This is a genomic window from Vibrio sp. D401a, from assembly GCF_030248515.1.
GTDB classification, from domain to species: domain Bacteria; phylum Pseudomonadota; class Gammaproteobacteria; order Enterobacterales; family Vibrionaceae; genus Vibrio; species Vibrio rotiferianus.
Map to the genome: position 1 here is coordinate 177,770 of NZ_JAHGAI010000022.1, position 26,614 is coordinate 204,383.

A 26,614-nucleotide genomic window follows, 5' to 3' on the forward strand; every position below is an offset into this window, starting at 1 on the left:
TTAACTGCTGAAATTATTGACACCGGAGAGTATCATTCGTTGCCATCTCCCTTTCAAGACAAGATTTGCGATGAAGAACACACACAACAGCCAAGAACGCCTAGAATACCTTAAGCAGCAGCTTCCATTAGAAATCACTCGTGCCGTAGCCGACACCCTAAAAGAAGACCTAGGTGGCACATTGGATGCAGACAAAGACATCACCGCATCGCTTATCCCAGCAGACGCTATTAACGCAGCAACCATCATTACTCGTGAACACGGTGTATTTTGTGGTCAAGCATGGGCAGATGAAGTATTTAAACAACTGGGTGGCAAAGTCGCGATCGAATGGCATGTAAAAGATGGCGACAAGGTTGAACCAAACCAAACACTTTGCACACTGACTGGTCCTGCTCGTGATTTGCTCACTGGCGAGCGCAACGCAATGAACTTTATTCAAACCCTTTCAGGTTGCGCGACTATTACCGCTGAGTACGCAGAGAAAATTGCTCACACTGAGTGCCGTCTATTAGATACTCGTAAAACCATTCCGGGCTTACGTAGTGCGCTAAAATACGCAGTAGCCTGTGGCGGTGGTTTCAACCACCGTATCGGTGTATTCGATGCCTACCTTATTAAAGAAAACCACATCATTGCATGTGGCGGGATCACTCAAGCGATTACCACAGCAAAATCGCTGAACCCAGGTAAACCAGTTGAAGTGGAAACGGAAAGCTTGGACGAGCTAAAAGAAGCGATTGAAGCAGGTGCAGATATCATCATGCTCGATAACTTCACTACAGATATGATGCGTGAAGCCGTCGCTATCAATGCAGGACGCGCTGCGTTAGAAAACTCTGGCAATGTGACTCTAGAAACCATCGCTGAATACGCAGAAACAGGCGTAGATTACATCTCGGTGGGCGCTTTAACTAAGCACCTAAAAGCGATGGATCTTTCGATGCGCTTCAAATAACGAACGTAAAATTCGTCACTAAAAAATGACTAATATGGAGAGGAGCTTAGGCTCCTCTTTTTATTTCGAAGCTCAAAATTCATCGCAAAAGCATGAAACGCATATGCAACAGCATGTTAAAGATACCTACCTGACTCGAAACCTTTTATTTGCTTAGTTTTCTTAGGCTTAATCTATTTTATGCTTCCGCCCCGTGCAAGATGCATCTGGAATTAAAGGAAACATAAATGAAAACAAACAAACGCAATAAGCAAAAAGGCTTTACGCTGATTGAATTAATGATCGTAGTAGCAATCATCGGCGTGCTTTCTGCCTTTGCCATCCCGGCATACTCAGACTACACACAGCGCACACGCGTGGCTGGCGCAGCTGCTGGTATTACTGGATTTAAAACTGCGGTAGCAATGTGTGCACAAGACTTGGGTCAGCTAGTAGGTTGTAACGCTGGCGCGAATGATATCCCAGCTACAATTGCTGCTGGTGATGACGGTGGTACGATTTCTTACGTTGATGCTGTAACGGTTGCAAATGGTGTCATTACTATGACAACAACAGGTGTTGATGGCGGTGGTACTAACCTAGCTTTAACCTTCACGCCTAATATTGGTAATGGCGTAGTTCAATGGGGCATTACTGGAACAGGCTGTACAACAGCAGGCCGTAGCATCGACTGTTCAGGTAACTAATGCTCACCAACCTCTGCTCTGTTCTTCGTCAGGCTGGTTTAATTGATACTCAGCAAGAAGATGCCGTCATTGAGCTAGTAAAAGCCTCTGGTATTTCGGTACCGGAGGCTTTGATCCATAACATGTATTTTACCTCAGATGAACTAGCGGTTCATTTGAGCTCTTTGTTTGGCTTAAACTATTGCTCATTATGCGAGTTTGACTTTGAACCACTTTGTAAAGAGTTGGGGTTAAGAGAGCTCATTACAAAATATAATGCTCTCCCTCTAAAAAAAGACTCCAATGCTCTTACGCTAGCAATTCCCGACCCCACAATGTGGCATGCGGAAGATGATTTTAGGTTCGCTACAGGATTGCAAGTGGAGCTAGTCCTTGCAGACTTCAAAGAGCTTCAAGCTTCTATACGTCGCTTATATGGCAGGTCAATTGAAAACTCTCACTCAAACTTAAAAGATATCAATCAAGACGAACTGGCTAACCTTGTAGATATTGGTGAAGACGAAATAGAAAACATCGAAGATTTAAGTGAGGATCAATCCCCAGTCAGCCGTTACATCAACCAAATTTTGCTCGACGCAGTCCGGAAAGGAGCTTCCGACATTCATTTTGAGCCATATGAAAACATCTTTCGTGTTCGGCTACGTTGTGATGGCATCTTAGTTGAAACTCAACAGCCCCCTAGCCATCTTAGCCGTAGACTCTCTGCACGCGTAAAAATTCTCTCTAAACTTGATATTGCAGAACGACGGTTACCACAAGATGGCCGAATTAAGCTCAAGTTAAATAGTGATGTCGCCATTGATATGCGCGTATCCACGCTCCCTACGTTATTTGGCGAAAAAATAGTATTACGCCTATTGGATAGCAGCTCCGCATCTTTAGATATTGATAAGCTCGGATACAGTACAGAGCAGAAAGCTTTATATTTGAATGCCTTAAAACGCCCTCAAGGTATGATTCTTATGACCGGCCCTACCGGTAGTGGAAAAACGGTGTCACTGTATACCGGGTTAAACATTCTAAACCAACCAGAAGTTAATATTTCTACAGCGGAAGATCCTGTTGAAATTAACTTATCTGGCATCAATCAAGTTCAAGTTCAACCAAAAATTGGTTTTACATTTGCAGAAGCACTGCGTTCATTTTTAAGGCAAGACCCTGATATTGTCATGGTTGGTGAAATACGAGATTTAGAAACTGCCGAAATAGCAATAAAAGCCTCCCAAACTGGCCACCTCGTTCTATCGACACTGCATACAAATTCCGCTGCCGAAACGGTTGTTCGCTTAAATAATATGGGCATTGCAAGCTTTAACCTAGCTTCCTCTCTAAGCCTTATTATTGCTCAACGTCTCGCGAGACGTTTATGCCAAAACTGCAAGCAGCCAGCGTCAATGACTCCTGCGTTATCCTCACTGGGTATATCTGACAAAGACCATGTTTTTGACGCCAACCCTGTAGGGTGTAGTGATTGTACAAATGGTTACAGTGGGCGCACAGGGATTTATGAAGTAATGCCATTCGATGATGCAATGTCAGAGGCGATCATCAAAGGGTATACATCTCTGGAGCTTGAACGATTAGCTGTAGAGCGAGGAATGAAAACACTAAAGGCTTCAGGGTTAGAAAAACTAAAACAAGGGATCACCAGTTTTAGCGAGCTTCAACGCGTACTTTACTTATAGTCAGGTTCTATCAACATGAAAGTATCAACACCCCAACTTAAGAACTTCCGCTGGAAAGGCATCAATAGCTCAGGAAAACAAACATCAGGCCATATACTCGCTCTGAATGAGGTCGAGGTTCGCGAAAGACTCGATGCTCAACACATCAAAGTTAAAAAACTGAAAAGAAGCAATGCTTCTGTCTTATCAAAATTAAGTAACAGAGTTAAAGCCAGAGACATCACGATTTTCACTCGCCAGATTACAACTATGCTGACAACCGGTGTTCCTATTGTCCAAGCGCTCAAGTTGGTGTCAGAAAATCACCGCAAAGCGGAAATGAAATCCATACTGTTGAACATTAGTAAAGCAGTAGAGGCAGGAACCCCCATGTCAAAAGCAATGAGAACTTCAAGCCAGCACTTCGACCCGCTGTATACAGATCTCATTGCCACTGGAGAACAATCCGGTAATTTAGATAAAGTTTTTGAACGCCTCGCTACCTACCGGGAAAAAAGCGAGCAGCTTCGAGCTAAAGTTATCAAGGCTCTGATTTATCCCGCCATGGTGATCTTAGTAGCGCTAATTGTATCTTTTGTCATGCTTACCAAAGTAATACCTGAGTTCCAAAAAATGTTTGCTGGCTTTGGCGCCAATTTACCTTGGTTTACCCAACAGATCCTAGCCCTATCAGATTGGGTTCAAAATTGGGGAGGGATTATGGTTTTAGGAATTGTGGGCGTTATTATTTCATGCAAGCTAATCAGCAATCGTTCTCCTTCTTTCCATCTATTTTTAGCGCGAACGAGCTTGAAAATCCCAGTCCTAGGACCAGTTTTTTCGAAAGCGGCAATAGCTAAATTTAGTAGAACACTAGCCACTAGTTTTAGTTCCGGCATTCCGATACTCACGAGTTTAAAAACCACCTCAAAAACCTCTGGCAACCTACACTATCAACTCGCAATTGAAGAGGTCTATCGTGATACTGCTGCAGGGATGCCAATGTACATTGCGATGAGAAACTGCAATGTATTTCCAGAGTTAGTATTGCAAATGGTTATGATTGGCGAAGAATCCGGAAGGCTTGACGATATGCTCAATAAAATAGCCAATATTTATGAGTTCGAAGTCGACAACACCGTAGATAACTTAAGCAAAATCTTAGAGCCTTTAATCATCTTATTTTTAGGGGTGGTTGTCGGCAGTATGGTTGCTGCAATGTACTTACCAATCTTTAACTTGATGAGCGTATTGGGATAGAATGATCCTTTAGCAATTAATCCCATCAAAACAGCACTTTGCTATTTGATTCATCGCGCAAGAGAAAGATATGGAAGTATTCCAGTACTACCCATGGCTATTCGTTGTATTTGCCACGATTTTTGGTTTGATCGTAGGCAGCTTCCTCAACGTTGTTATTTATCGACTACCCAAAATCATGGATCTAGAATGGCGACGCGAGTGCGCTGAGTCATTTCCTGAATACAAGATCGAGCCACCAAAAGAGACGTTAACGCTCAGTGTGCCGCGTTCATCTTGTCAGCAATGTGGTACACACATTCGCATCAGAGACAACATCCCTGTGATTAGTTGGCTATTACTCAGAGGTAAATGCCACAACTGCCAGTCTTCTATTAGTGCTCGCTACCCTCTTGTCGAACTGCTTACTGCGTTTTGTTCGGGTTTTATCGCCTTTCATTTCGGTTTTAGCTACTTCACTACGGCCCTTATTTTCTTTACCTTTGTACTGATAGCCGCCACATTCATCGACCTAGATACTATGTTGTTGCCGGATCAACTCACGCTGCCATTAATGTGGGCAGGTATTGCCCTTGCTCTCGTGGGTATAAGCCCTGTTAGCCTGCAAGACGCCGTTATTGGAGCTATGGCGGGTTACCTCTGCCTCTGGAGTGTCTACTGGGCATTCAAACTGCTAACTGGCAAAGAAGGTATGGGCTACGGTGATTTTAAACTACTTGCAGCATTAGGAGCTTGGCTAGGTTGGCAATCTTTGCCGATGATCATTTTGCTTTCATCAGTGGTAGGCGTCATCTTTGGTCTTATTCAATTGCGTTTGCAGAAGCAAGGCATCGAAAAAGCCTTTCCTTTTGGTCCTTACCTTGCAATCGCGGGTTGGGTAAGCCTAATTTGGGGCAATCAAATCCTTAACTGGTACTTTACGTCAATTCTAGGAGTGTAGATGGCTTTTGTTATTGGCCTAACGGGCGGTATTGCAAGTGGCAAAACCACCGTGGCAAACCTATTCAAGCAACAATTCAAGATTGACATTGTCGACGCCGATATCGTAGCTCGTGAAGTTGTGGAACCAAATACTCCTGGCCTCAACGCCATTATCGAGCACTTTGGTACTGATATTGTTCACGATGATCAAACTCTTGATAGAGCAAAGCTAAGAGAAAGAATTTTCTCTCATCCCGAGGAAAAAGCTTGGCTCAATGGCTTATTACATCCAATGATCAGTGAAAAGATGATCGAAGACCTAGAGCAAGTTACATCGGACTATGCGCTTTTGGTTGTTCCTTTACTAGTAGAGAATAAGTTGGATAGCTTATGTGATCGCGTCCTTGTTGTTGATGTAGAACCTCAAACTCAAATATCCAGAACAGTGAAACGAGATAACGTTAGCGAAGAGCAAGCAAAAGCGATCTTGGCTTCGCAAGCATCTCGAGAGCAACGACTCGCTCTAGCTGATGATGTGGTTAAGAATAACCCAAATGACCCTGAACTTTTGCTTCAAATCACAGATTTGCACGAAAAGTACCTAGCCATGTGTAAGAAAAATCTGCGAAAATAGGAAATGAAATTCGATAGGGCTTAAGTTGATGACCACGCACAAATTTGAACATCCTTTAAATGAGAAAACTCGCATCTATTTAAGAGTTGAGTCTTTGCTGCGTCAGGCTCACTTAGCCTCTGGTTTTACCGACAACCATCAATATCAACTTTTCTTTCGTTCGATATTCGATATGCTCGAGATCTTTGAGCAAATTCAATTGAAAAGTGAGCTGGCAAAAGATCTTGAGAAACAACGTCTCGCTTATCGAAATTGGTTAAATGTAGATGGCGTCGATCAAGAGGCGCTTAGTGCTCTTCTAAAAGAGATAGACACTATTCATGAACATCTCATGCGTGCTGAACGTTTTGGTCAATCCTTAAAAGAAGATCGTTTTTTAAGCTCAATCCGCCAGAGGTTTAATTTACCTGGTGGCTCATGCTGCTTTGATCTTCCAGCTCTGCATTATTGGTTACACCTCCCAATAGAACGAAAAAAGCATGATGCGAATCAATGGCAATCAAGTTTAAAGCCTTTATCTGATGCTCTATCTCTATGGTTGAAGCTCACTCGTGAAACTGGCCACTTCAAAGCACAGATAGCTCGTGCAGGCTTTTTCCAAAGTGACGCTGAAGATGCGAATATTCTACGTCTGCATATTCCTATGGAATACGGTGTCTATCCGATGATTTCAGGACACAAGAACCGCTTCGCGATTAAATTTATATCATTTGAAAGTGGTCAAGCTTGTACTCAAGACGTTGAGTTTGAACTCGCCGTTTGTAGCTAAGCGCAACTCACACTACTATTGCCATAACACCTTTGAACACCGAATAAATAGGACGAATGACGATGTCTAAAATTACAGTCGTTCCATGCCCACAATGTGGTGCCGACGTAGAGTGGGGAGAGAAAAGTCCTCACCGCCCTTTCTGTAGCAAACAGTGCCAAATGATTGATTTTGGTGAATGGGCTGACGAAGAAAATACCATTCCTGGCGCACCAGATATGTCGGACAGCGATGGTTGGTCTGAAGACCAGTACTAAAAAATTGAGAGGCTAGATACGAGAGCGCTACGCTTCGAGAATAATAGAGAGGGGTTGATGTGAGAGCATCGACCCTTTTTGTTTTTTAGCATATCGAAAAAGAGATTCTCGACAACGCTCCTTCGTCGCTTTCGGGAATGACACAGTTTGGGTTCATTTGTTTTTATTCGGCATCCTCAAGAGCGAGGGACGAGCGAGTTGGGGATCCCTTTTTTACTCTCTCTCGGAGGAAAAATGCCGCTCACTAACCGAAGCGCTCCACTATATCAGAGCAAGTATTCCTGACTCTCGAAGCACTACGCCCTTTTTCGCGCATAAAAAAACGGAGCCCATTTGGGCTCCGTTTACGATGAGAACGCTAGTTATAGCATTACTTCTTAGCAAGTTTCTCTTTGATACGAGCAGACTTACCAGAACGCTCACGTAGGTAGTACAACTTGGCACGACGTACTGCACCACGGCGTTTAACTTCGATGCTATCAACGATTGGAGAGTGTGTTTGGAACGTACGCTCAACACCTTCACCGTTAGAGATCTTACGTACAGTGAAAGCAGAGTGAAGACCACGGTTACGGATTGCGATTACAACGCCTTCGAAAGCCTGTAGACGCTCACGGTCACCTTCTTTAACTTTAACCTGAACTACAACAGTGTCACCTGGTGCAAATTTAGGTAGGTCTGATTTCATTTGCTCTTCTTCAAGAGCCTTGATGATGTTACTCATTTTTTAAATTCCTAGAATAAACTGATACTAAATAAATTAGGTTACTTTGCATTGTGTTCACTAATGAACTCAGCAAGTAATTGTTCCTGTTCGTCAGTCAGAGCTAGGTTTTCCAGGAGCTCTGGTCTTCTAAGCCAAGTTCGGCCCAGCGACTGTTTTAGTCGCCATTGACGAATGTCCTTGTGATTGCCTGACATCAGTACCGCTGGTACCTCTTTGTCATCCAATACTTCTGGACGCGTATAGTGAGGGCAATCTAACAAGCCATTTGCAAAAGAATCTTCTTCTGCTGACGCGAAATCCCCTAGCACCCCCGGAACAAACCGAGAGACAGAATCGATCAACGTCATGGCTGGTATCTCACCACCCGTCATCACAAAATCACCAATCGACCATTCTTCGTCGACTTCAGATTGAATGATGCGCTCATCTACCCCTTCGTAACGACCACAAATCAGAAGTAAATTCTCATTCGTTGCCAGTTCTTCGACTCCTTTCTGGTCGAGCTTGCGACCTTGAGGAGAAAGGTAAATGACTTTCGTCTTACCCGGTGAGGCTGCTTTCGCGGTATGAATGGCATCGCGCAAAGGCTGAACCATCATTAACATACCAGGACCACCACCGTAAGGTCGGTCATCGACAGTGCGATGTTTGTCGTGAGTGAAATCGCGAGGATTCCAAGTCTCAATCGACAAAAGACCTTTTTTAACCGCTTGACCTGTTACCCCAAAATCAGTAACAGAACGGAACATTTCAGGAAAAAGGCTAATAACGCCAACCCACATGTTTATCTCGCTCTGTAATTTTGGAGATTAGAATCCAGGATCCCAGTCAACTTCGATCCGTTGAGCTTCGCGATCAACTTTGATGATCACTTGCTCTTCAAGGAACGGAATTAATCGTTCCTTCTGCCCGAAAGCATCTTTTAGATTTGCTTTAACAACCAGAACATCGTTTGAGCCAGTTTCTAGAATGTCAGATACGACACCTAGATCGTAACCTTTAGTGGTTACTACTTGCATCCCAAACAATTCACGCCAGTAGAACTCATCTTCTGACAATTCAGGCAGTACCGCAGGGTCAATAGCAATTTCAAAGTTGGTCAGTAAATGCGCGTCTTCGCGAATATCCAGACCTTCCAGCTTAGCCACCATACCTTTGTTATGGCGCTTCCAGCTTTCTACTTTGTACTCAACCCACGTACCCTTTTGATTAATAAACCAAGGGCTGTAATCGAAAATGCTTTCAGCATTGTCTGTGTAGGAAAAAACCTTAAGCCAACCACGAATGCCGTAAGTAGCACCAAACTTGCCTACAACAATCTTTTCGTTGCTCATTGTTTCTTTACCTTTCATCGACATAAACTAGTTTCTACTTCTAAAGTAAAATTAAGCCGCTTTTTGAGCGTCTTTAACTAGCTTAGCAACGCGGTCAGATAGAGACGCGCCTTGGCCAACCCAGTGGTTAACGCGGTCTAGGTCTAGACGTAGACCTTCTTCTTGACCTTTTGCAGTTGGGTTAAAGAAACCAACTTTCTCGATGAAACGGCCAGTTGCAGCGTTGCGGCTGTCCGCTACTACGATTTGATAAAATGGACGCTTCTTAGCGCCGTGACGTGCCAAACGAATGGTTACCATGTCGTCCTCTTTGCTTTCTCAAAAATAAAATTAACCCCAAAAATCATCCATAAAACTGAACAATCTGGGGTCTCGTGCCAAAATAAAGCTCCGGAATTTTACTCTTCTCCCGGAGCAATGCAAGGGATTTAGTTACTTTTTCACCAACATAAATTGAAATTCAAGTTTGTGATGTAGCTAACACCCTGAAACTAAAGTCTAGGCAATCGTTTAACGACCGAATGGATTGAAGCCACCGCCTCCACCCATACCGCCCATCATGCCTTGCATGTTACGCATCATGCCTTTCATGCCGCCCTTTTGCATCTTCTTCATCATCTTCTGCATCTGGGTGAACTGTTTCAGTAGACGGTTAACATCTTGAACCTGAACACCAGAACCCGCAGCGATACGCTTCTTGCGCGAACCTTTGATGATTTCAGGGCGTTGACGCTCTTTCATCGTCATTGAGCTGATGATCGCTTCCATTTGCTTGAACATCTTGTCATCAACTTTGTCTTTCACATCGGATGGTAGTTGAGACATACCTGGCAGCTTGTCTAGCATGCCCATCATGCCGCCCATGTTCTGCATTTGACCTAGCTGTTCACGGAAGTCTTCAAGGTCGAAGCCTTTCTTCTCTTTGAACTTCTTCGCTAGCTTCTCTGCTTTGTCTTGGTCAACATTGCGTTGTAGGTCTTCAATCAGTGACAGCACGTCACCCATGCCTAGAATACGCGATGCAACACGATCAGGGTGGAAAGGTTCTAGTGCGTCGGTCTTTTCACCCACACCTAGGAATTTGATTGGCTTACCTGTGATATGACGAACCGATAGCGCCGCACCACCACGTGCATCACCATCCACTTTAGTCAGAATTACACCAGTTAGCGGTAGCGCATCACCGAATGCTTTTGCTGTGTTCGCCGCATCTTGACCTGTCATTGCATCAACAACGAACAGCGTCTCAACTGGGTTAATCGCAGAGTGAAGATCTTTAATCTCACCCATCATTTCTTCATCGATAGCCAAACGACCTGCGGTATCGACAATCAATACGTCGTAGAATTTCTTCTTCGCGTGGTCAATTGCTGCGTTAGCAATATCAAGTGGCTTTTGATCTGGTGAAGATGGGAAGAAATCGACACCGATGTCTGATGCAAGTGTTTCTAGCTGTTTGATCGCCGCTGGACGGTAAACGTCGGCAGACACAACTAAAACTTTCTTCTTGTCACGCTCTTTTAGAAGCTTAGATAGCTTACCTACCGATGTGGTTTTACCCGCACCTTGTAGACCCGCCATCAAAAGTACCGCTGGCGGCTGCGCAGCTAAGTTAAGTGCTTCATTAGATTCACCCATCACCGCTTCAAGTTCAGCTTGAACGATCTTGATGAACTCTTGACCCGGAGTTAGGGATTTAGAAACTTCTACGCCTACCGCTTTTTCTTTAACGCGGTTTACAAATTCACGTACAACAGGAAGCGCAACGTCCGCTTCCAACAGTGCCATGCGTACTTCACGTAGGGTTTCTTTAATGTTGTCTTCGGTCAGACGACCTTTGCCACTGATATTCTTCAGCGTTTTGGATAATCGATCCGTTAAATTCTCAAACATCTTTGTCTCTTCGCTAAAAATGGCGATTAATTAGAGTGAGTATACCTTAGCCAACGTCACAGTCATACCCGTTGCGCCTCTCTATTCCTATATCGTGAGTTAACTTGTTAATTTCAATATCTCATCTCTCATGATTGATGAAAGATCTACCGTAGCCCCAAAGAGTAATGCAAGGTATAATTTTAACCATTGTGCACAATCACCTTTAGGATTCATGGATAGCTTAATTGCCATCGCAGCCGCCATTCTTTACGTTTTGGCAATTGCGACCATCATACCTGGACTCTCTCAGCAGTCCGGAATCAAAGCGAAAACAGTACTTGTCAGTGCGGCATGTGCGCTCTTTTTCCACGCTTGGATTCTGAGTGACCTCATTTTTGACGGTTCAGGTCAAAACCTCAGTATTCTTAATGTCGCCTCTCTAATCAGCTTTATTATCTCACTGGTGATGAGCGTAGCGATGCTAAAGAATCGCTTGTGGTTTCTTCTTCCTGTGGTTTATAGCTTTGCTGCCATCAATTTAAGTGCTGCTACTTTCTTACCAAGCACCTTTATTAAGCATTTAGAAAACGACCCTAAGCTACTTATCCATATTTCTTTTGCGTTGTTCTCCTATGCCACTTTAACCATTGGTGCGCTTTACGCACTGCAATTGGCGTGGCTCGACCACAAGCTAAAAGCGAAGAAGTCGTTAGCAATCAACCCGAATTTGCCACCTTTAATGATGGTTGAGCGCCAGCTATTCAAAATTATCTTAATTGGTAACTTACTGCTTACTGGAACCTTATTAACTGGTTTTGTTTTCGTACAAGACATGTTTGCTCAGGGTAAAGCCCATAAAGGCATTCTTTCATTCATCGCTTGGGTGGTGTACTCGATTCTACTTTGGGGACACTACCAGAAAGGCTGGCGCGGTAAGAAGGTCACGTGGTTTGCCGTGGCGGGTGCGACATTGTTAACCTTGGCCTACTTCGGCAGTCGCTTCGTGAAAGAGATCATTTTAAGTTGATGTTCTCCATCTATAAAATTGCAATTAATAAGGAGCCTTGGGCTCCTTATCCTTTATATTGATGGGCAAATAAAATAGAGTACCCCTTATTACATTGACTTAATGACCAAGCTCGGTCATAAATTAACCAAACACATACAAGGAACAGCAGCGTTTTGGACGACATATCTACGGGTATCTTATTTGCGCTACTCGCGTGTCTTATCGTCATATCAGGTTACTTCTCCGGTTCAGAAACAGGGATGATGTCTTTGAACCGCTACCGCTTAAAGCACTTAGCCAATAATGGGCATAAAGGGGCGAAGCGAGTCGAAAAACTACTAGACCGCCCAGATCGTCTGATTGGTCTCATCCTTATCGGCAACAACCTCGTGAATATCCTAGCCTCTGCCATCGCAACCATTCTTGGTATGCGTTTGTACGGCGATTTAGGTGTCGCGATAGCAACAGGTGCACTCACCATGGTTGTTCTGGTGTTCGCCGAAGTCACACCGAAAACCATCGCATCGCTTTATCCTGAGCGCGTTTCTTACGCGAGTAGTATCCTCCTTACAATCCTGATGAAGATACTGTCGCCACTGGTGATGTTGGTGAACTTCATTACCAATGGTTTTATCCGCTTGATTGGCGTAAAAGCCGATCACAACACCGAAGACCACTTAAGTTCGGAAGAGCTACGTACCGTGGTAAATGAAGCGGGTGGCCTTATTCCTCGTCGTCACCAAGACATGCTGGTTTCGATACTGGATCTGGAGCACGTCACCGTGAACGACATCATGGTGCCACGTAATGAGATCACAGGTATCGACATCAATGACGATTGGAAGTCTATCGTCCGTCAGCTGACTCACTCTCCACATGGTCGCATTGTGTTGTATCGCGATCAGATTGATGAAGTCGTTGGTATGCTGCGTCTACGTGAATCATACCGTTTGATGTTAGAAAAAAACGAATTCAACAAAGAGACATTGTTGCGTGCTGCCGATGAGGTGTACTACATCCCTGAAGGTACACCACTCAACGTTCAAATGTTGAAGTTCCAACGCAACAAGCAACGCATCGGTTTGATTGTCGATGAGTATGGTGATATCAACGGCTTAGTCACATTAGAAGATATCCTAGAAGAGATTATTGGTGAATTTACCACTTCTATTACACCAAGCTTGTCAGAAGAGATTACGCCACAAGGAGATGGTAGCTTCTTGATTGAAGGCAGCGCGAATGTCCGTGATATTAATAAAGGCTTAAAGTGGAAACTGCCAACCGATGGACCACGTACCTTGAACGGCCTGATTCTGGAGCATTTAGAAGATATTCCGGAGAGCCATTTAAGTGTGCAAGTTGCAGGGCATCCAATGGAAATTGTCGAGATTGAAGAAAACCGCATCAAGCTAGTGAAAGTATATCCAAAGCTGAAAAAGAGCAGTTAACAGCACCACTTCAAATATTCCAATCAAAAAAAGAGCCTGATATTGTCAGGCTCTTTTTTAATTATCTAAACTCAACGCTAAGTTAGTCGATACGTAGCTCTTTCAGCATTGACTCTGGCAATGCCAATTCATCATTCTTATTTACCGCCACGCCCGCTTCTAGAATGTTCTTTGCGATTTGCTTCGCTTCATCCAGAGAGTGCATCGCTGCTGTACCACATTGGTACTCATTCAGCTCTGGGATCTTGTTTTGACTTTCCACTTTCAATACATCCTCCATCGCGGCAATCCAAGCGTCCGCCACTTGCTGCTCTGAAGGCGTACCAATCAAGCTCATGTAGAAACCGGTACGGCAACCCATTGGTGAAATATCAATGATCTCAACGCTCTCACCATTTAGGTGATTACGCATAAAGCCTGCGTACAAGTGCTCTAGAGTGTGAATCCCCTTTTCAGAAAGGATGTCTTTGTTTGGTGCGGTGAAGCGCAGATCGAAGACCGTGATGGTATCTCCTTTTGGCGTTTGCATCGTTTTCGCCACACGAACTGCTGGTGCATGCATACGTGTGTGGTCTACGGTAAAACTGTCTAATAAAGGCATTACATCTCTCCTGATTGTAACCTCCAATACTTACAAGTATTGGTCTTAATTAATGTTCATTTTCCCCATCGTTGGGGTTAAAAGAACCAGCTGCTGTTGTCTTCTAATTCCTGACGACATTGCTTCAGCTGCCAGCCATAAGTCTTCGCAGTTTGTTCGACTCGCCTAGCGACCTTGACCAAACTTGGTTTGCTCTTGTAAGTTCCGCGTTTATAGCCACCGCGTCCTTCATGATATGCAAGGTACTGGTTGTACGGATCCCACAGCGAAACGCCTAATTGGCGACGAGTTTCGTGAGTATACCAACCGACAAACATCATTGAATCATCAAAGTTGGTGCGTGAACCACCTTGTCCCGTCGCTTTTTGAAAATCTTCCCAAGCAGGGTCTTGAGCTTGAGCATAGCCGTATGCGCTGCTAACACGCCCCCATGGAATAAAACCGAGAACATAGTCTTTAGGTGGACGAGCATCATGGCGAAAGCTACTTTCTTGCTTAATGATCGCCATCGCTACGTTGATAGGCGTGCCCCACTCTTCTTCCATATCTTTGGCATCTTCATACCAACCGGATTTTTCTCGGAATATTTCACATAGATTGTCTTGTTGCTTAGGGGGCGCAGTCGCACAACCGGCTAACATCACGCTCCCGAATACAGACACCACTAACGGCTTAATGTTCAATCCCTGCCCTTACTGCTAGTTATTGTTTTAAGTAAGCAAAGTAATCTTCTAAGAAGTCATCGAACGACAAAGTATCGCTTTGCTCTGCTTGTATTTGTTTCTCTACCGATGTTGCAACTTCCGTTTCCATTGCGTCAGCTGAATATTGCTCATAACTGTGTGCTAGGTTTTCTTCGCGGAATTTCATGCCTAGCGCACACCCCACTTTACCTAAACCGCCATGCTCTTTGGTCAGCTCAAGCAGTTGGCCAGAAATAGTCAGCTCTGGTTCATCAATCCAAGATTCTAGTTTGTCACAAACCGCTTGGTACGCATTACCACCAGCCGCAGTATCCATTTCAACCGCAATCTGACGAAGATCAGCGAACACACGGTGTGCCCAATCCTGCAAAGATAAGCGCTCACCTTGGCAACCGATTTGCAGCATCAAGCCTTTCTCACGACCAGACACAATCACCTTGTTCCAGTTATCACGCCAGCATTCAAGCTCACAGTTGTCCATTGGATCAGACTCTGAAAGTGCTGCCCAAGTTAGGAACAAATCGAGGAAGCGAACTTGCTCTTCACTTACACCAATCGCACTGAATGGGTTGACATCTAGCGAACGAACTTCGATGTATTCCACGCCACCACGTTTAAGAGCTTCCGAAGGTTTCTCACCATTTTTAGCTACACGTTTTGGACGAATTGGGGCGTACAGTTCGTTTTCAATTTGCAAGATGTTCGAGTTAAGTTGACGATATTCTCCATCGACTTTTACACCAATCTCGGCAAACTGTTCCGATGGATGACGAATCGCATCATCTAAACCATCAAGATACTGTTCGATGGTGTTAAAGCCAATCTTAAGCACACTTTGCGCACTGTTGGTGTAACCGAGATCACTTAGACGCAGAGAGGTCGCTTTTGGTAGATAAAGCGTACCGCCAATCTGCTCAAATGGCAGTTCGGTTTCACGCCCTTGGATAAATGAGCCACACAGCGCTGGAGATGCACCAAAGAAATACGGGATCATCCAACCAAAGCGGTAGTAGTTACGAATCAGCGCAAAGTACGCGTCTGATTTTGTCTCTTGGCGTGCTTCTTCATCTTGTTCGCCATACAAAGCATCCCAGAATGATTCAGGGAAAGAGAAGTTAAAATGCACACCAGAAATAATTTGCATCAAGCTACCATAACGACGCTTTAGACCTTCACGGTAGAGCGTTTTCATTTTGGCTGAGTTCGATGAGCCATACTGCGCTAGCTGAATGTCGTCCTCGGTGCCCACGTAGCACGGCATTGAAAGTGGCCACATTTTCTCTTCACCCATTTTGGTTTGAGTGAAGTGATGGATGTCTTTCAATTGTCCCATCAGTTCAGGAATGTCATGCGATACTGGAGTAATAAATTCCAGTAGAGATTCTGAAAAGTCGGTCGTGATCCATTTGTTTGTGAACGCTGAGCCCAAACCCTCTGGGTGAGGTGTTGTAGCTAAGTGGCCATCCTGACGATAGCGCAAAGTTTCTCGCTCAACACCGCGTCCAAACTGCTTAAATACTTCTGGGTTTGATGCAACTTGTTTTAGTCGCGCAGCAAAATCAGTCAAAATGAGGTTCGCTTATATTGGGAGCAGGACACTCGCCAAGCGTGGCAAGTGAAAGCTAAGTTATTGATATATAATCCATCTAGATAAATAACCCATCAAAAAGTCATTTATCTAGTTAGAAACGAATAGCGGAGAGTCTCCTCTCCGCTATTAAATGTGTACTCTATCGAATGATTTCAAGCTCTTCCACGTCTTTCCCTAACTTTTCTAGTTGAGGGCGAAGGGATTTCGCATCCCCGACAACGACTATCTGATAGTCATTCGGGTCGAACCATTTTTCAGCTAGAGCGTTGAGCGTCTGTTTATCGACAGTCTCAACAATAGCGTTGCGTTGCTGTAAGTAATCTTTATCTAGGTTGTATTTCAAAATATCACTGATGAGTTTGCCTTTCTGTGTTGGCGTCTCGTATTTCAGTGCATCTTTTTGACCGACTGCTTGGCGCATAAATTTCAATTCATCGTCAGTCATGCCCGATTGTGAGAACTCGTTCAACTCATTCTCCATCTCGATGATAGACGCAACAGTCGAATCCGCACGCACTTGACCAGTAAATACAACAGAGCCTGTTTCTACATTACCGGAGAAATAACCATAGGCGCCATAGGTGTAACCTTTGTCTTCACGAAGGTTTTGGTTGATACGGCTATTAAAGTTTCCAGACAAGTTAAAGTTTGCTAGCTGACCCAAGTAGAAATCACCTGTTGCATCATAAGGCATTCCTTGACGAACCATCATGATGACACTTTGCGGTGCGCCTGGCTTATCCACTAAATGTACTTTTTGTGAACCTAATGGCGCGATAGCTTGTGGCGCATACAAGGGAGCAGCTTCGTCTTCCCAGTTCGCCCAGAAAGCAAGTTGTTTCTCGACATCTTCTTTGCTGATATCACCAACTGCTACAATCTGTGCACTTTGTGGCGTGTAGTGTTTCGTATAGAAGTCACGTACATCATCTAGGGTCAACGCTTGAAGCCCTGCCTTAGTCCCATCTTTTGGACGAGCAAAAACAGAGTCTCCATACAACACTTGACGGCTCGCTTGCGACGCCATCCAGCTTGGCTTCTGATGCTCGTACACTAACCCTTCCAGCGCTTGAGCTTTAACACGTTCAAAGTCTACTTGCTTGAATGCCGGCGATAACAACATCTCCTCGACAATCTTCAACGTCGGTGCAAGGTTTCTTTCTAGAGCAGAAACACGGATGTTCGTGGTATAACCCGTTGCCCCAACAGAAATTACACTGCCAAGCTTGTCTAATTCCGCTTGAATTTCTTCGGCTGAATGCTGAGTCGTGCCTTCTTGTAACATTGCAGCAGTTAGCTGAGCCAAGCCTTCTTTACCTTCCTGAACAAAGCGCGTACCTGCAGGCAAGCTAAACTGCATAGTGACCGTCGGCGTTTCACTGCTTACGGTACCAAGCAACTCAGAACCGTTCTTGAAGTGAATGTCGTATAGCTTCGGCATTGTCGCTTCTACAGGGTTACCAACTGGTGGCTGAACTGAACGATCGAAGTTATCCGTTGCTCGTCGGTAAGCCAATTGGTCTTCTGTGATCTTTTCATATTCTGGCAAAGTGCGCTTTGGTGTCACGAACGTCGCTGGTTTTACCGCAAGCTCGGTCTTACCGCGTGGCACAACGCTCAGCGTTACCTTATTCTTACCTTGAATGAAGTCGCTATAAGCCTTCTCCACAGACTCAGGCGTCACCGCACGTAACTGTTTCAGCTGCTGTTCAATCAGATCCGGTTTACCAAAGAAAGTTTGGTTAGACGCCAATTGCGTTACTTTGCCTTTGACACTCTCTAGAGCAAAAATCGCGTCTGCTTCAGTTTTTCCTTTAAGTTGCTCAAGACGGTCTTTGGTTACCCCATCTTTGGCAAATTTATCCAGCGACGCCATAAGCTCATCGTAAAGCTTGGTGAGGTCGCCTTTATCACCAGAATCTCCCATCGCGTAGACATAGAAATTACACGACAGCTCTGCGCAGTCATGGAATGACCCTGCATCGACTGCTTTCTGGGTTTTAACTAAGTCTTGATAAAGCACACTGTTAGTGCCACTACCGATCACGCTTGATAGTGTATCAAGTGATGCTTGGTTGGCTTCACCGCTGTAAGTGGTCGGCCATGCAACCATGACCATTGGCTGTTGAATACGATCTTCTAAGGTAATGTACTTACTTTCTACTAGCTTAGCCGGCTGCTTCGGTGCGTTTTCAACTTCTAGACCTCTAGGGATCGAACCGAAGTATTTGTTCACCCATTCCAGTGTTTGTTCTACATCGATATCACCACCAATGGTCAATACTGCATTGTTTGGACCATACCAACGAAGGAAGAACGCTTTCAGATCATTCACATCAACACGATCGAGATCTTCAACATAGCCGATAGTTTGCCATGAATAAGGGTGACCTTCTGGGTACAGCGCTTCTGCCATGCGCTCCCAAATCAAGCCATAAGGACGATTATCGTAATTCTGGGCGCGTTCGTTTTTCACTGTAGAACGCTGAATCTCAAATTTCTGCTGTGATACCGCATCCAACAAAAAGCCCATACGATCCGACTCTAACCACAGCATTTTTTCTAGCTGGTTAGCCGGAACGGTTTCGAAATAATTAGTACGATCACGGTTCGTGGTGCCATTAAGTGTGCCCCCCGCCTCTGTGATGATCTTGAAGTGCTGTTGGTCACCCACGTTCTCAGAGCCTTGGAACATCATGTGCTCAAAGAAGTGTGCAAAACCTGATTTACCAATTTCTTCACGTGCCGAACCAACATGGTAAGTCACATCTACGTGCACCAATGGATCGGAATCTTCAGGTGCCAGAATCACCGTCAGGCCATTATCAAGTTGATACTTCTGGTATGGTATTTTAACTTTGCCTTCTTCCGCTTTCGATGACTCAACAAACGTCACCCCATCAGGCAATGATGAAACAGGGGCATTTGATGCACAGCCCGTGATCACTAGCAGTGAACACGCACTTACCCAAAACATTCTCATGCGCTTTCCTTAAAATAAACCGAGATAGATGGCGGCCAACAAGCTGTACCTTGCGGCTTTGCCTAAAAATATAAGAACTAAGCAAGGCAGAAATTTCATCCTTAACCATCCTGCCGCTAAACATAGCGGATCACCAATCACTGGCAACCAGCTGAAAAACAATCCCCAATACCCATATTTGGATAACCACTTCAATGCGGTATGACCGTGTTTCTCATCTTGGGTTTTATTTGGAATCCACAACCCCAACCAATAGTTGGTGAGACCGCCAAGGGTATTACCAATGGTAGCAACAATAATGATGGAAGAAACTGAGTACTGGTTTAACGATAAGGTCGCAATCAATCCAGCTTCAGAGCCACCCGGTAATAAGGTAGCACTGAGAAACCCCGTCATGAATAGCACCCATAATGCGGAGTCAGAAAACCATAATGCTAAGTTTTCAAAGGCAGCATTAAATGCCTCTAACATGTCATATCAAGCAAGATCTTGCCTCGAGTCCTTCCCGACTCAACTTGTTTGTGAGCTTCAACAACCTCATTCATCGGATAGACGTGTTGTACTTCGGTTTTCAACAACCCAACCCCAACCATGTAGAGCAAGGTATCAAGTTGCTCGCGATCGGGTTTCACCAACATACCACTCGCTTCGAAACCTAGTAGCTTGGCTTTTTCACAAATCAACTCTGCAGTAATAGTAGGAACGGTGATCACTCGAGCATTATCCGTCAGGCATTTGAGGGCATCCAAGGCTGCATCGCCACCGACGAGATCAATCAAAACATCGACATCTTCAACACGTTCTGACACTGGGGCAAATTGATAGTTCACTGCATGTGCGCCGAGTGTAGCGAGGTAGTCTAAATTTCGTCCACTACATGTAGTAAACACTTCCGCCTTCGTCGCCACTGCAATTTGTACCGCTAGATGCCCAACGCCACCTGCCCCCGCTAAAATCAGCACGCGATCACCTTCAGTGACATTTGCCTTACTCAGCGCTTGAGCGGCAGTTTGTCCAGCCAACGGGAGCACGGCTGCTGCTTCCAACGTAACCGTATTTGGCACATGGCTAAGTTCAGACTCAGGAACACAAACGTATTGGCTATAACCGCCACCGCGGACTGGAAAACCAATAAACCCAGCGACCTCATCCCCTTCAGTAAAGCGTGACGCCCCTTCTCCGCATGACACCACTTTGCCAGAGATATCATAGCCAGGTACCCAAGGTAAGTTATCTTTGTTCTGAGCGGCCGCCCAGCCAAGCCCTGCGCGTGTTTTGACATCAATAGGATTGACACCAGAATAGGCCACTTTAACGAGAACTTCACCCGCCTGAGGAGTTGGTGTGGATGTGGTTTGAGTCGCAAGGACTTCTGCGTCGCCGAATTCGGTAATAACTATCTGTTCGTGTTCCATAACCCATTCCCTGAGAGAAAACAAAAAGGGATGCAAAAAGCATCCCTTTGACTATAAACCATTTTGTTTGCCGAAGTTAATCGCCAATTTGTAAATTGGTTGATAATTCTCTGTCACAGATTATCAACCACGTTATTTAAAGACCTACCTAGCCCACGAGCGCGAGCAAGATACCCGCCGCCACTGCTGAACCAAGGACACCGGCTACATTTGGTCCCATTGCGTGCATCAATAGGAAGTTTTGTGGATTCGCTTCTAAACCAACCTTATTCACAACACGCGCCGCCATTGGTACAGCAGAAACACCTGCTGCGCCAATAAGTGGGTTGATGTCCTCTTTCGAGAATTTGTTTAGGAGCTTCGCCATTAGAACACCTGCACCAGTACCGATGCTGAATGCCACTGCACCGAGCCCTAAAATACCTAGCGTTTCTAGATTCAAGAACTGCTCAGCTTGTAGCTTGGAACCAACACCAAGACCTAAGAAGATGGTCACAATGTTGATCAGTTCGTTTTGAGCAGTTTTCGACAAGCGATCCACCACACCAGCTTCACGCATCAAGTTACCCAAACAGAACATACCAACCAGAGGTGTCGCCGAAGGTAGGAACAGAATCGTCATCAGTAATACCGCAAGTGGGAAGAGTACTTTCTCCCACTTACCAACATGACGAAGTTGAGCCATCTTGATTTGACGTTCTTCTTTGGTGGTTAGAGCTTTCATGATTGGTGGCTGGATAATTGGAACCAATGCCATGTAACTGTATGCGGCAACTGCAATCGCACCAAGTAAATCCGGAGAGAGCTTACTCGCCAAGAAGATAGCAGTTGGCCCATCCGCACCACCGATGATCGCGATAGACGATGCATCCGCCATGGAGAACTCCATACCCGGAACATAGTTAAGCAATATCGCACCAAATAACGTCGCGAAAATACCAAACTGCGCAGCAGCGCCTAACCACAAGGTTTTCGGGTTCGCAATCAAAGCACCAAAATCGGTCATCGCACCTACGCCCATGAAGATCAGCAGCGGGAACACGCCCGATTCGATCCCAATGTAGTAAACGTAGTACAGCAAACCGCCTGGCTCAGTAAAGCCAGCATTTGGAATGTTTGCCAAGATGGCACCAAAACCAATTGGTAATAACAGTAAGGGCTCAAAGCCTTTTTTGATCGCCAAAAACAGCAAGGTACAACCAACCAACATCATACAGATTTGGCCGAACTCAAAGTTAGCGATCCCTGTTTCTGACCATAAGGTCATCAATCCGTCCATGATGCTCCCTTACGTCAAACTCAGCAGTGGTGAACCAACGGTAACGGCATCACCTTCTTTCACGTTAAGCTCTTGCACAATACCGCCACGCGCTGCACGAACTTCGGTTTCCATCTTCATCGCTTCTAGGATCAAAAGAACATCACCTTCAGCGACTTCAGCGCCAGGTTGAACGTTAACTTTAAAGATGTTACCTGCAAGAGGTGCAGGAACCGCTTCAGCGGCACTGTTAACAGGAGCGCTTGGCGCTGCAGGTTGAACAGGTGCGGCTACCCCACTTGGCGTTACCGATGTTAATTGCCCCTGAGGACCAACTTCGACCTCATAAACTTGCCCATCAACTCGCACGCTGTAGGTTTCAACACCACCAGCTGATGCTTGTACTACAGGTGCAGCGGCAGGTTTCGCCGCTTCTAACGTTGGTGCCGGCTCAAACGCGTCTGGGTTACCGCGGTTTTTCAGGAACTTCAGACCAACTTGAGGGAATAACGCGTAAGTCAGTACGTCATCAACACGCTCACTCGCTAGCTTAATACCTTCAGACTGCGCTTTCTCCATCAAATCAACAGTTAGGGTTTCCATTTCTGACTCAAGCAAGTCTGCAGGACGACAGGTGATCGCTTCTTTGCCATCAAGCACTTTTGCTTGAAGCTCAGCATTCACTGGCGCAGGCGCAGAGCCGTATTCACCTTTTAGAACACCAGCGGTTTCTTTGGTGATGCTCTTATAGCGCTCACCTGTCAGCACGTTGATCACCGCTTGAGTACCAACAATCTGAGACGTCGGTGTCACCAACGGAATGAAGCCAAGGTCTTCACGTACACGAGGGATCTCTTCCAGTACTTCATCAATACGATCCGCAGCGCCTTGCTCTTTTAGCTGACCTTCCATATTCGTCAGCATGCCTCCAGGAACCTGAGCGATCAGGATGCGCGAATCCACGCCTTTTAGCTGACCTTCCCACTTAGCGTATTTCTTACGTACTTCACGGAAGTAAGCGGCAATAGGCTCAATTTGGTCCAGTTTAAGATTAGTATCACGCTCTGTACCTTGCAGCATCGCAACCACAGTCTCAGTTGGCGTGTGGCCGTATGTGCAGCTCATTGAAGAGATCGCAGTATCAAGGATATCGATACCCGCTTCTACAGCTTTCACAGCAGTCGCCGTAGAAAGACCCGTAGTTGCATGGCAGTGAAGCGCTAAAGGCACGTCACAAGACGCTTTGATGCGCGTGATCAGCTCTTCTGCTTCGTACGGCTTAAGTAAGCCAGACATATCCTTGATACATAGAGAGTGACAACCTAAGTCTTCAAGACGTTTAGCAAGATCGACCCAAGTATCCGCGTTATGTACCGGACTGGTGGTGTAAGACAAGGTTCCTTGCGCATGAGCACCAACATCCACCGTAGCTTTTACTGCTTTTTGGAAATTTCGAACATCGTTCATTGCATCAAAAATACGGAACACATCCATACCATTGGCGTGAGCACGTTCAACAAACTTCTCTACTACATCGTCAGCGTAATGGCGGTATCCTAAAAGGTTTTGACCACGTAGTAACATTTGCATTGGTGTATTTGGCATCGCTTTTTTTAGTTCGCGTAAGCGCTCCCATGGGTCTTCTCCCAAAAAGCGGATACACGAGTCAAACGTTGCGCCACCCCAGGTCTCTAATGACCAGTAACCAACCTTATCTAACTCAGCTGCGATAGGCAGCATATCTTCGATACGCATACGCGTAGCAAACAGGGATTGATGGGCGTCACGAAGGACCACATCAGTGATAGCTAGTGGTTTAGACATGCTCTTAAACTCCTTTTTAATCCTATTTTCGGCTACTTCGCGACAGAGGCGCGATGTTTGTGAATCGCTGCCGAAATCGCTGCCACTACGTGTGGACTAACAGCTGAAGAGGTTGATTGAACGTTAGTATTTGTTTTCGGTGCTGCGATCGGCGCTGGTACTTCTTCTGGTACCAATTTGGACATCAGCCGAACGAGATAAACTAGAATGGTGAGGAAAATAAATACGACCGCCATCCCTGTTAACATCAGGGTGGCCGCATCTACTAGCAGGCTTCCTATATTCGTCATGTTGCTTCCTTTCTTTGTCATCCTGACAATGCGCAGGACTGTAATAGCGTCAAATCCCGACCAATGGATTATCTCGATTGGTTAAATTTTGTCAATTTTGTTTAAGGAAGCTTTTAAATAATCTCTAATATTGATTATTTATTCACTACTCAGATCACAAATTGCACGAAAATTCACTTCGCTTGTGGGATCGCTCAACATATAACCACACTAAATTAAAGTGTTTGTAAAAACTGCGATTAGGATTTAAAAATGAAAAGAGTCTTAAGGAAGAAAGTAAAATAAAAACAGAAAGATAGCTCAAGTTAACACATCAAAAACACTGCATTAACAATAACGAAACATAAGTATTTTCATCAATGTTTGGTTAGGTTTATCTGCCTTTGCATGCTCGCCAAGCTGAAGATCGCTTAAGTAGAAGCTTCAAGGTGACTATTTAAGCGAAACAATATAGAGGCTCAATGAGACAAAAATCATAAACTGAAGATAGGATTTGGCGCTAGAGATGGCTGTGAATAAGCGAAGGACGCGCCATTTCATAACCAAACACCAGATACAAAAAAGCCTCGCATTAAGCGAGGCTTTTTTAAAGAGTGGCGCGTCCTGGAGGATTCGAACCTCCGACCGCCTGGTTCGTAGCCAGGTACTCTATCCAGCTGAGCTAAGGACGCACGGTTTTCGATATCGGTATTACCAATATCAGGAGTTCACAAAGAAACCCTAAAGAGTGGCGCGTCCTGGAGGATTCGAACCTCCGACCGCCTGGTTCGTAGCCAGGTACTCTATCCAGCTGAGCTAAGGACGCGCAGTTTTCGATATCGGTATTACCAATATCAGGAGTTCACTAAGGAAACCCTAAAGAGTGGCGCGTCCTGGAGGATTCGAACCTCCGACCGCCTGGTTCGTAGCCAGGTACTCTATCCAGCTGAGCTAAGGACGCGCAGTTTTCGATATCGGTATTACCAATATCAGGAGTTCACAAAGAAACCCTAAAGAGTGGCGCGTCCTGGAGGATTCGAACCTCCGACCGCCTGGTTCGTAGCCAGGTACTCTATCCAGCTGAGCTAAGGACGCGCAGTTTTCGATATCGGTGTTACCAATATCAGGAGTTCACAAAGAAACTCTAAAGAGTGGCGCGTCCTGGAGGATTCGAACCTCCGACCGCCTGGTTCGTAGCCAGGTACTCTATCCAGCTGAGCTAAGGACGCACAGTTTTCGATATCGGTATTACCAATATCAGGAGTTCACAAAGAAACCCTAAAGAGTGGCGCGTCCTGGAGGATTCGAACCTCCGACCGCCTGGTTCGTAGCCAGGTACTCTATCCAGCTGAGCTAAGGACGCGCAATAATCTTTATTTTACTTTGTATAACCCGTTTATCAAACGAATTATTAAATAGTGGCGCGTCCTGGAGGATTCGAACCTCCGACCGCCTGGTTCGTAGCCAGGTACTCTATCCAGCTGAGCTAAGGACGCGCAGTTCTTCTTGCTAAGAAGTTGTGAAGCAAATCACACTAGTTTCTTACGAAACAAAAAAAAGGCCATCGGGCCAGTCAATGAATGGCGGTGAAGGAGGGATTCGAACCCTCGATACGGGATAAACCGTATACTCCCTTAGCAGGGGAGCGCCTTCAGCCTCTCGGCCACCTCACCGTTTTCATTGTTATATCTCAAAAGAGATATGGCGCGTCCTGGAGGATTCGAACCTCCGACCGCCTGGTTCGTAGCCAGGTACTCTATCCAGCTGAGCTAAGGACGCACTTTTTGTTGATAAATCAACGTTGCAAGAATGGCGGTGAAGGAGGGATTCGAACCCTCGATACGGGATAAACCGTATACTCCCTTAGCAGGGGAGCGCCTTCAGCCTCTCGGCCACCTCACCGTCTTGCGGAGGCACATATTACGTTTTACCGAAAATATGTCAAACACTTTCTTTGAAAAAAAACGCAAAAATCGCTTAACCGATGCGGATTTAATCAAAGTGATTATTAAACAAACTTTACCACCCTATTATGATGAAAAAAAGAGAGTCTTCTCTTAAAAAATGACATTTATTAGAAACTAAAAAGGCTAGCCTATCGGCTAGCCTTTTTCATTCAAACTAAGCTCTGTAAACAGGAGCGGCTTAGTAGTTACCTGAAGCAACGTTGCCATTGCCTTTTTCAGCTTGAATGCGCATGTAGATTTCTTCACGGTGAACAGAAACCTCTTTCGGAGCGTTAACGCCGATACGTACTTGGTTACCTTTAACACCTAGTACAGTTACAGTTACTTCATCACCAATCATAAGTGTTTCGCCTACGCGGCGAGTCAAAATTAGCATTCTTTGCTCCTTGAGTAATCTCTAAATTTTCTTGCTACAAAGCTATTATCCAACAAAAGTTATATTTTCGTAAACTACCTTGTT

General features: G+C 45.2%; 25 protein-coding genes and 10 tRNA genes. 10 read left to right on the forward strand and 25 right to left on the reverse strand.

The features are described 5' to 3' along the window. Window positions 1–70: 70 nt before the first annotated feature. From nadC to yacG, 8 genes are all read left to right on the forward strand, one after another. Window positions 71–958 carry a carboxylating nicotinate-nucleotide diphosphorylase gene (gene nadC / locus KIV41_RS10875; RefSeq protein WP_045393857.1) on the forward strand — a complete coding sequence of 296 codons (888 nt, stop codon included), beginning with the start codon at window positions 71–73 and terminating at the stop codon, window positions 956–958. Between the two features lie 227 nt (window positions 959–1,185). Beyond that, the gene (locus tag KIV41_RS10880) at window positions 1,186–1,644 is read left to right on the forward strand and encodes a prepilin-type N-terminal cleavage/methylation domain-containing protein (RefSeq protein ID WP_045393855.1); all 459 of its coding nucleotides are present in this window, start codon (window positions 1,186–1,188) and stop codon (window positions 1,642–1,644) included. Continuing rightward, on the forward strand, window positions 1,644–3,329 hold the full coding sequence (pilB, locus tag KIV41_RS10885; protein WP_010450185.1) for a type IV-A pilus assembly ATPase PilB: 1,686 nt from the start codon (window positions 1,644–1,646) through the stop codon (window positions 3,327–3,329). The genes KIV41_RS10880 and pilB overlap by 1 nt, the downstream gene beginning before the upstream one ends. 15 nt (window positions 3,330–3,344) lie before the next feature. After that, on the forward strand, window positions 3,345–4,568 hold the full coding sequence (locus KIV41_RS10890; protein ID WP_045393852.1) for a type II secretion system F family protein: 1,224 nt from the start codon (window positions 3,345–3,347) through the stop codon (window positions 4,566–4,568). Between the two features lie 70 nt (window positions 4,569–4,638). Beyond that, a complete protein-coding gene (locus KIV41_RS10895) occupies window positions 4,639–5,508 on the forward strand; it encodes an A24 family peptidase (protein ID WP_045393848.1) in 870 nt (289 codons plus the stop codon). Continuing rightward, the gene (coaE, locus tag KIV41_RS10900) at window positions 5,509–6,123 is read left to right on the forward strand and encodes a dephospho-CoA kinase (protein ID WP_038885728.1); all 615 of its coding nucleotides are present in this window, start codon (window positions 5,509–5,511) and stop codon (window positions 6,121–6,123) included. Window positions 6,124–6,151: 28 nt separating this feature from the next. Next, complete coding sequence (gene zapD / locus KIV41_RS10905) at window positions 6,152–6,892, forward strand: cell division protein ZapD (RefSeq protein WP_045393845.1); 741 nt, start codon at window positions 6,152–6,154, stop codon at window positions 6,890–6,892. A 62-nt stretch (window positions 6,893–6,954) separates the two neighbouring features. After that, a complete protein-coding gene (yacG, locus tag KIV41_RS10910; RefSeq protein WP_088880388.1) occupies window positions 6,955–7,149 on the forward strand; it encodes a DNA gyrase inhibitor YacG in 195 nt (64 codons plus the stop codon). Window positions 7,150–7,519: 370 nt separating this feature from the next. Here the strand turns inward: yacG and rplS are convergent, their stop codons facing one another. The 5 genes from rplS to ffh form a co-directional block, all read right to left on the reverse strand. Further along, entirely contained in the window at window positions 7,520–7,873 is a 354-nt protein-coding gene (gene rplS, locus KIV41_RS10915) for a 50S ribosomal protein L19 (RefSeq protein ID WP_005379971.1), read from the reverse strand. 41 nt (window positions 7,874–7,914) lie between these two features. Next, complete coding sequence (trmD, locus tag KIV41_RS10920) at window positions 7,915–8,658, reverse strand: tRNA (guanosine(37)-N1)-methyltransferase TrmD (RefSeq protein ID WP_005425529.1); 744 nt, start codon at window positions 8,656–8,658, stop codon at window positions 7,915–7,917. A 27-nt stretch (window positions 8,659–8,685) separates the two neighbouring features. Then, window positions 8,686–9,234: a ribosome maturation factor RimM gene (gene rimM / locus KIV41_RS10925; RefSeq protein WP_005534055.1), complete on the reverse strand. Its 549-nt coding sequence runs from the start codon at window positions 9,232–9,234 to the stop codon at window positions 8,686–8,688. Window positions 9,235–9,261: 27 nt separating this feature from the next. Further along, the gene (gene rpsP / locus KIV41_RS10930) at window positions 9,262–9,510 is read right to left on the reverse strand and encodes a 30S ribosomal protein S16 (protein WP_005438039.1); all 249 of its coding nucleotides are present in this window, start codon (window positions 9,508–9,510) and stop codon (window positions 9,262–9,264) included. A 210-nt stretch (window positions 9,511–9,720) separates the two neighbouring features. Then, a complete protein-coding gene (gene ffh / locus KIV41_RS10935; RefSeq protein ID WP_005446242.1) occupies window positions 9,721–11,103 on the reverse strand; it encodes a signal recognition particle protein in 1,383 nt (460 codons plus the stop codon). A 214-nt stretch (window positions 11,104–11,317) separates the two neighbouring features. Here ffh and KIV41_RS10940 point away from each other — a divergent pair, with 214 nt between their 5' ends. Together KIV41_RS10940 and KIV41_RS10945 are read left to right on the forward strand one after the other, a co-directional pair. Next, the gene (locus tag KIV41_RS10940; protein ID WP_010450206.1) at window positions 11,318–12,112 is read left to right on the forward strand and encodes an inner membrane protein YpjD; all 795 of its coding nucleotides are present in this window, start codon (window positions 11,318–11,320) and stop codon (window positions 12,110–12,112) included. Between the two features lie 155 nt (window positions 12,113–12,267). Next, window positions 12,268–13,542: an HlyC/CorC family transporter gene (locus KIV41_RS10945; RefSeq protein ID WP_010450209.1), complete on the forward strand. Its 1,275-nt coding sequence runs from the start codon at window positions 12,268–12,270 to the stop codon at window positions 13,540–13,542. A gap of 82 nt (window positions 13,543–13,624) precedes the next feature. Here the strand turns inward: KIV41_RS10945 and luxS are convergent, their stop codons facing one another. The 20 genes from luxS to csrA all read right to left on the reverse strand — a co-directional run bounded on the left by luxS (window position 13,625) and on the right by csrA (window position 26,530). Next, on the reverse strand, window positions 13,625–14,143 hold the full coding sequence (gene luxS / locus KIV41_RS10950) for an S-ribosylhomocysteine lyase (protein WP_010450211.1): 519 nt from the start codon (window positions 14,141–14,143) through the stop codon (window positions 13,625–13,627). Window positions 14,144–14,220: 77 nt separating this feature from the next. Further along, window positions 14,221–14,826, reverse strand: coding sequence for a hypothetical protein (locus KIV41_RS10955; RefSeq protein WP_029561033.1), 606 nt, complete (start codon window positions 14,824–14,826; stop codon window positions 14,221–14,223). A gap of 19 nt (window positions 14,827–14,845) precedes the next feature. After that, on the reverse strand, window positions 14,846–16,414 hold the full coding sequence (gshA, locus tag KIV41_RS10960) for a glutamate--cysteine ligase (RefSeq protein WP_088880386.1): 1,569 nt from the start codon (window positions 16,412–16,414) through the stop codon (window positions 14,846–14,848). 163 nt (window positions 16,415–16,577) lie between these two features. Further along, window positions 16,578–19,421, reverse strand: a complete 2,844-nt coding sequence (locus KIV41_RS10965) for a pitrilysin family protein (protein ID WP_285336378.1) — start codon at window positions 19,419–19,421, stop codon at window positions 16,578–16,580. Window positions 19,422–19,430: 9 nt separating this feature from the next. Then, window positions 19,431–19,892: a YqaA family protein gene (locus tag KIV41_RS10970; RefSeq protein ID WP_010450219.1), complete on the reverse strand. Its 462-nt coding sequence runs from the start codon at window positions 19,890–19,892 to the stop codon at window positions 19,431–19,433. Continuing rightward, complete coding sequence (locus KIV41_RS10975; protein ID WP_071235299.1) at window positions 19,886–20,836, reverse strand: NADP-dependent oxidoreductase; 951 nt, start codon at window positions 20,834–20,836, stop codon at window positions 19,886–19,888. Before KIV41_RS10975 ends, KIV41_RS10970 begins: the two co-directional genes overlap by 7 nt. Before the next feature lie 148 nt (window positions 20,837–20,984). Continuing rightward, on the reverse strand, window positions 20,985–22,115 hold the full coding sequence (locus tag KIV41_RS10980) for a sodium ion-translocating decarboxylase subunit beta (protein WP_010450222.1): 1,131 nt from the start codon (window positions 22,113–22,115) through the stop codon (window positions 20,985–20,987). Between the two features lie 9 nt (window positions 22,116–22,124). Next, window positions 22,125–23,918, reverse strand: a complete 1,794-nt coding sequence (gene oadA / locus KIV41_RS10985; protein ID WP_285336382.1) for a sodium-extruding oxaloacetate decarboxylase subunit alpha — start codon at window positions 23,916–23,918, stop codon at window positions 22,125–22,127. Window positions 23,919–23,950: 32 nt separating this feature from the next. Then, window positions 23,951–24,208, reverse strand: coding sequence for an oxaloacetate decarboxylase subunit gamma (locus tag KIV41_RS10990; RefSeq protein WP_010450226.1), 258 nt, complete (start codon window positions 24,206–24,208; stop codon window positions 23,951–23,953). A gap of 594 nt (window positions 24,209–24,802) precedes the next feature. Next, a tRNA-Arg gene (locus KIV41_RS10995) sits at window positions 24,803–24,879 on the reverse strand. A 57-nt stretch (window positions 24,880–24,936) separates the two neighbouring features. Next, window positions 24,937–25,013, reverse strand: a tRNA-Arg gene (locus KIV41_RS11000). A 58-nt stretch (window positions 25,014–25,071) separates the two neighbouring features. Next, window positions 25,072–25,148, reverse strand: a tRNA-Arg gene (locus KIV41_RS11005). A 57-nt stretch (window positions 25,149–25,205) separates the two neighbouring features. Next, a tRNA-Arg gene (locus KIV41_RS11010) sits at window positions 25,206–25,282 on the reverse strand. A gap of 57 nt (window positions 25,283–25,339) precedes the next feature. Next, window positions 25,340–25,416 (reverse strand) — tRNA-Arg (locus KIV41_RS11015). 57 nt (window positions 25,417–25,473) lie between these two features. Beyond that, window positions 25,474–25,550 (reverse strand) — tRNA-Arg (locus KIV41_RS11020). Between the two features lie 56 nt (window positions 25,551–25,606). Then, window positions 25,607–25,683, reverse strand: a tRNA-Arg gene (locus KIV41_RS11025). A gap of 85 nt (window positions 25,684–25,768) precedes the next feature. Next, window positions 25,769–25,860, reverse strand: a tRNA-Ser gene (locus KIV41_RS11030). A 29-nt stretch (window positions 25,861–25,889) separates the two neighbouring features. Next, window positions 25,890–25,966: transfer RNA gene (locus KIV41_RS11035), tRNA-Arg, on the reverse strand. 31 nt (window positions 25,967–25,997) lie between these two features. After that, window positions 25,998–26,089, reverse strand: a tRNA-Ser gene (locus KIV41_RS11040). Between the two features lie 243 nt (window positions 26,090–26,332). After that, entirely contained in the window at window positions 26,333–26,530 is a 198-nt protein-coding gene (csrA, locus tag KIV41_RS11045; RefSeq protein ID WP_004415691.1) for a carbon storage regulator CsrA, read from the reverse strand. Window positions 26,531–26,614: the final 84 nt, after the last annotated feature.

What these genes read in the sequence shown, in the direction of transcription:
- KIV41_RS10890 (WP_045393852.1), top strand. Translation starts at nt 3,345, where the DNA reads ATGAAAGTATCAACACCCCAACTTAAGAACTTCCGCTGGAAAGGCATC.
- nadC (WP_045393857.1), top strand. Translation starts at nt 71, where the DNA reads ATGAAGAACACACACAACAGCCAAGAACGCCTAGAATACCTTAAGCAG.
- KIV41_RS10990 (WP_010450226.1), bottom strand. Translation starts at nt 24,208, where the DNA reads ATGACGAATATAGGAAGCCTGCTAGTAGATGCGGCCACCCTGATGTTA.
- KIV41_RS10940 (WP_010450206.1), top strand. Translation starts at nt 11,318, where the DNA reads ATGGATAGCTTAATTGCCATCGCAGCCGCCATTCTTTACGTTTTGGCA.
- ffh (WP_005446242.1), bottom strand. Translation starts at nt 11,103, where the DNA reads ATGTTTGAGAATTTAACGGATCGATTATCCAAAACGCTGAAGAATATC.
- csrA (WP_004415691.1), bottom strand. Translation starts at nt 26,530, where the DNA reads ATGCTAATTTTGACTCGCCGCGTAGGCGAAACACTTATGATTGGTGAT.
- yacG (WP_088880388.1), top strand. Translation starts at nt 6,955, where the DNA reads ATGTCTAAAATTACAGTCGTTCCATGCCCACAATGTGGTGCCGACGTA.
- KIV41_RS10965 (WP_285336378.1), bottom strand. Translation starts at nt 19,421, where the DNA reads ATGAGAATGTTTTGGGTAAGTGCGTGTTCACTGCTAGTGATCACGGGC.
- oadA (WP_285336382.1), bottom strand. Translation starts at nt 23,918, where the DNA reads ATGTCTAAACCACTAGCTATCACTGATGTGGTCCTTCGTGACGCCCAT.
- pilB (WP_010450185.1), top strand. Translation starts at nt 1,644, where the DNA reads ATGCTCACCAACCTCTGCTCTGTTCTTCGTCAGGCTGGTTTAATTGAT.
- luxS (WP_010450211.1), bottom strand. Translation starts at nt 14,143, where the DNA reads ATGCCTTTATTAGACAGTTTTACCGTAGACCACACACGTATGCATGCA.
- rplS (WP_005379971.1), bottom strand. Translation starts at nt 7,873, where the DNA reads ATGAGTAACATCATCAAGGCTCTTGAAGAAGAGCAAATGAAATCAGAC.
- KIV41_RS10980 (WP_010450222.1), bottom strand. Translation starts at nt 22,115, where the DNA reads ATGGACGGATTGATGACCTTATGGTCAGAAACAGGGATCGCTAACTTT.
- KIV41_RS10975 (WP_071235299.1), bottom strand. Translation starts at nt 20,836, where the DNA reads ATGGAACACGAACAGATAGTTATTACCGAATTCGGCGACGCAGAAGTC.
- zapD (WP_045393845.1), top strand. Translation starts at nt 6,152, where the DNA reads ATGACCACGCACAAATTTGAACATCCTTTAAATGAGAAAACTCGCATC.
- KIV41_RS10880 (WP_045393855.1), top strand. Translation starts at nt 1,186, where the DNA reads ATGAAAACAAACAAACGCAATAAGCAAAAAGGCTTTACGCTGATTGAA.
- coaE (WP_038885728.1), top strand. Translation starts at nt 5,509, where the DNA reads ATGGCTTTTGTTATTGGCCTAACGGGCGGTATTGCAAGTGGCAAAACC.
- trmD (WP_005425529.1), bottom strand. Translation starts at nt 8,658, where the DNA reads ATGTGGGTTGGCGTTATTAGCCTTTTTCCTGAAATGTTCCGTTCTGTT.
- rimM (WP_005534055.1), bottom strand. Translation starts at nt 9,234, where the DNA reads ATGTCGATGAAAGGTAAAGAAACAATGAGCAACGAAAAGATTGTTGTA.
- KIV41_RS10970 (WP_010450219.1), bottom strand. Translation starts at nt 19,892, where the DNA reads ATGTTAGAGGCATTTAATGCTGCCTTTGAAAACTTAGCATTATGGTTT.
- KIV41_RS10895 (WP_045393848.1), top strand. Translation starts at nt 4,639, where the DNA reads ATGGAAGTATTCCAGTACTACCCATGGCTATTCGTTGTATTTGCCACG.
- rpsP (WP_005438039.1), bottom strand. Translation starts at nt 9,510, where the DNA reads ATGGTAACCATTCGTTTGGCACGTCACGGCGCTAAGAAGCGTCCATTT.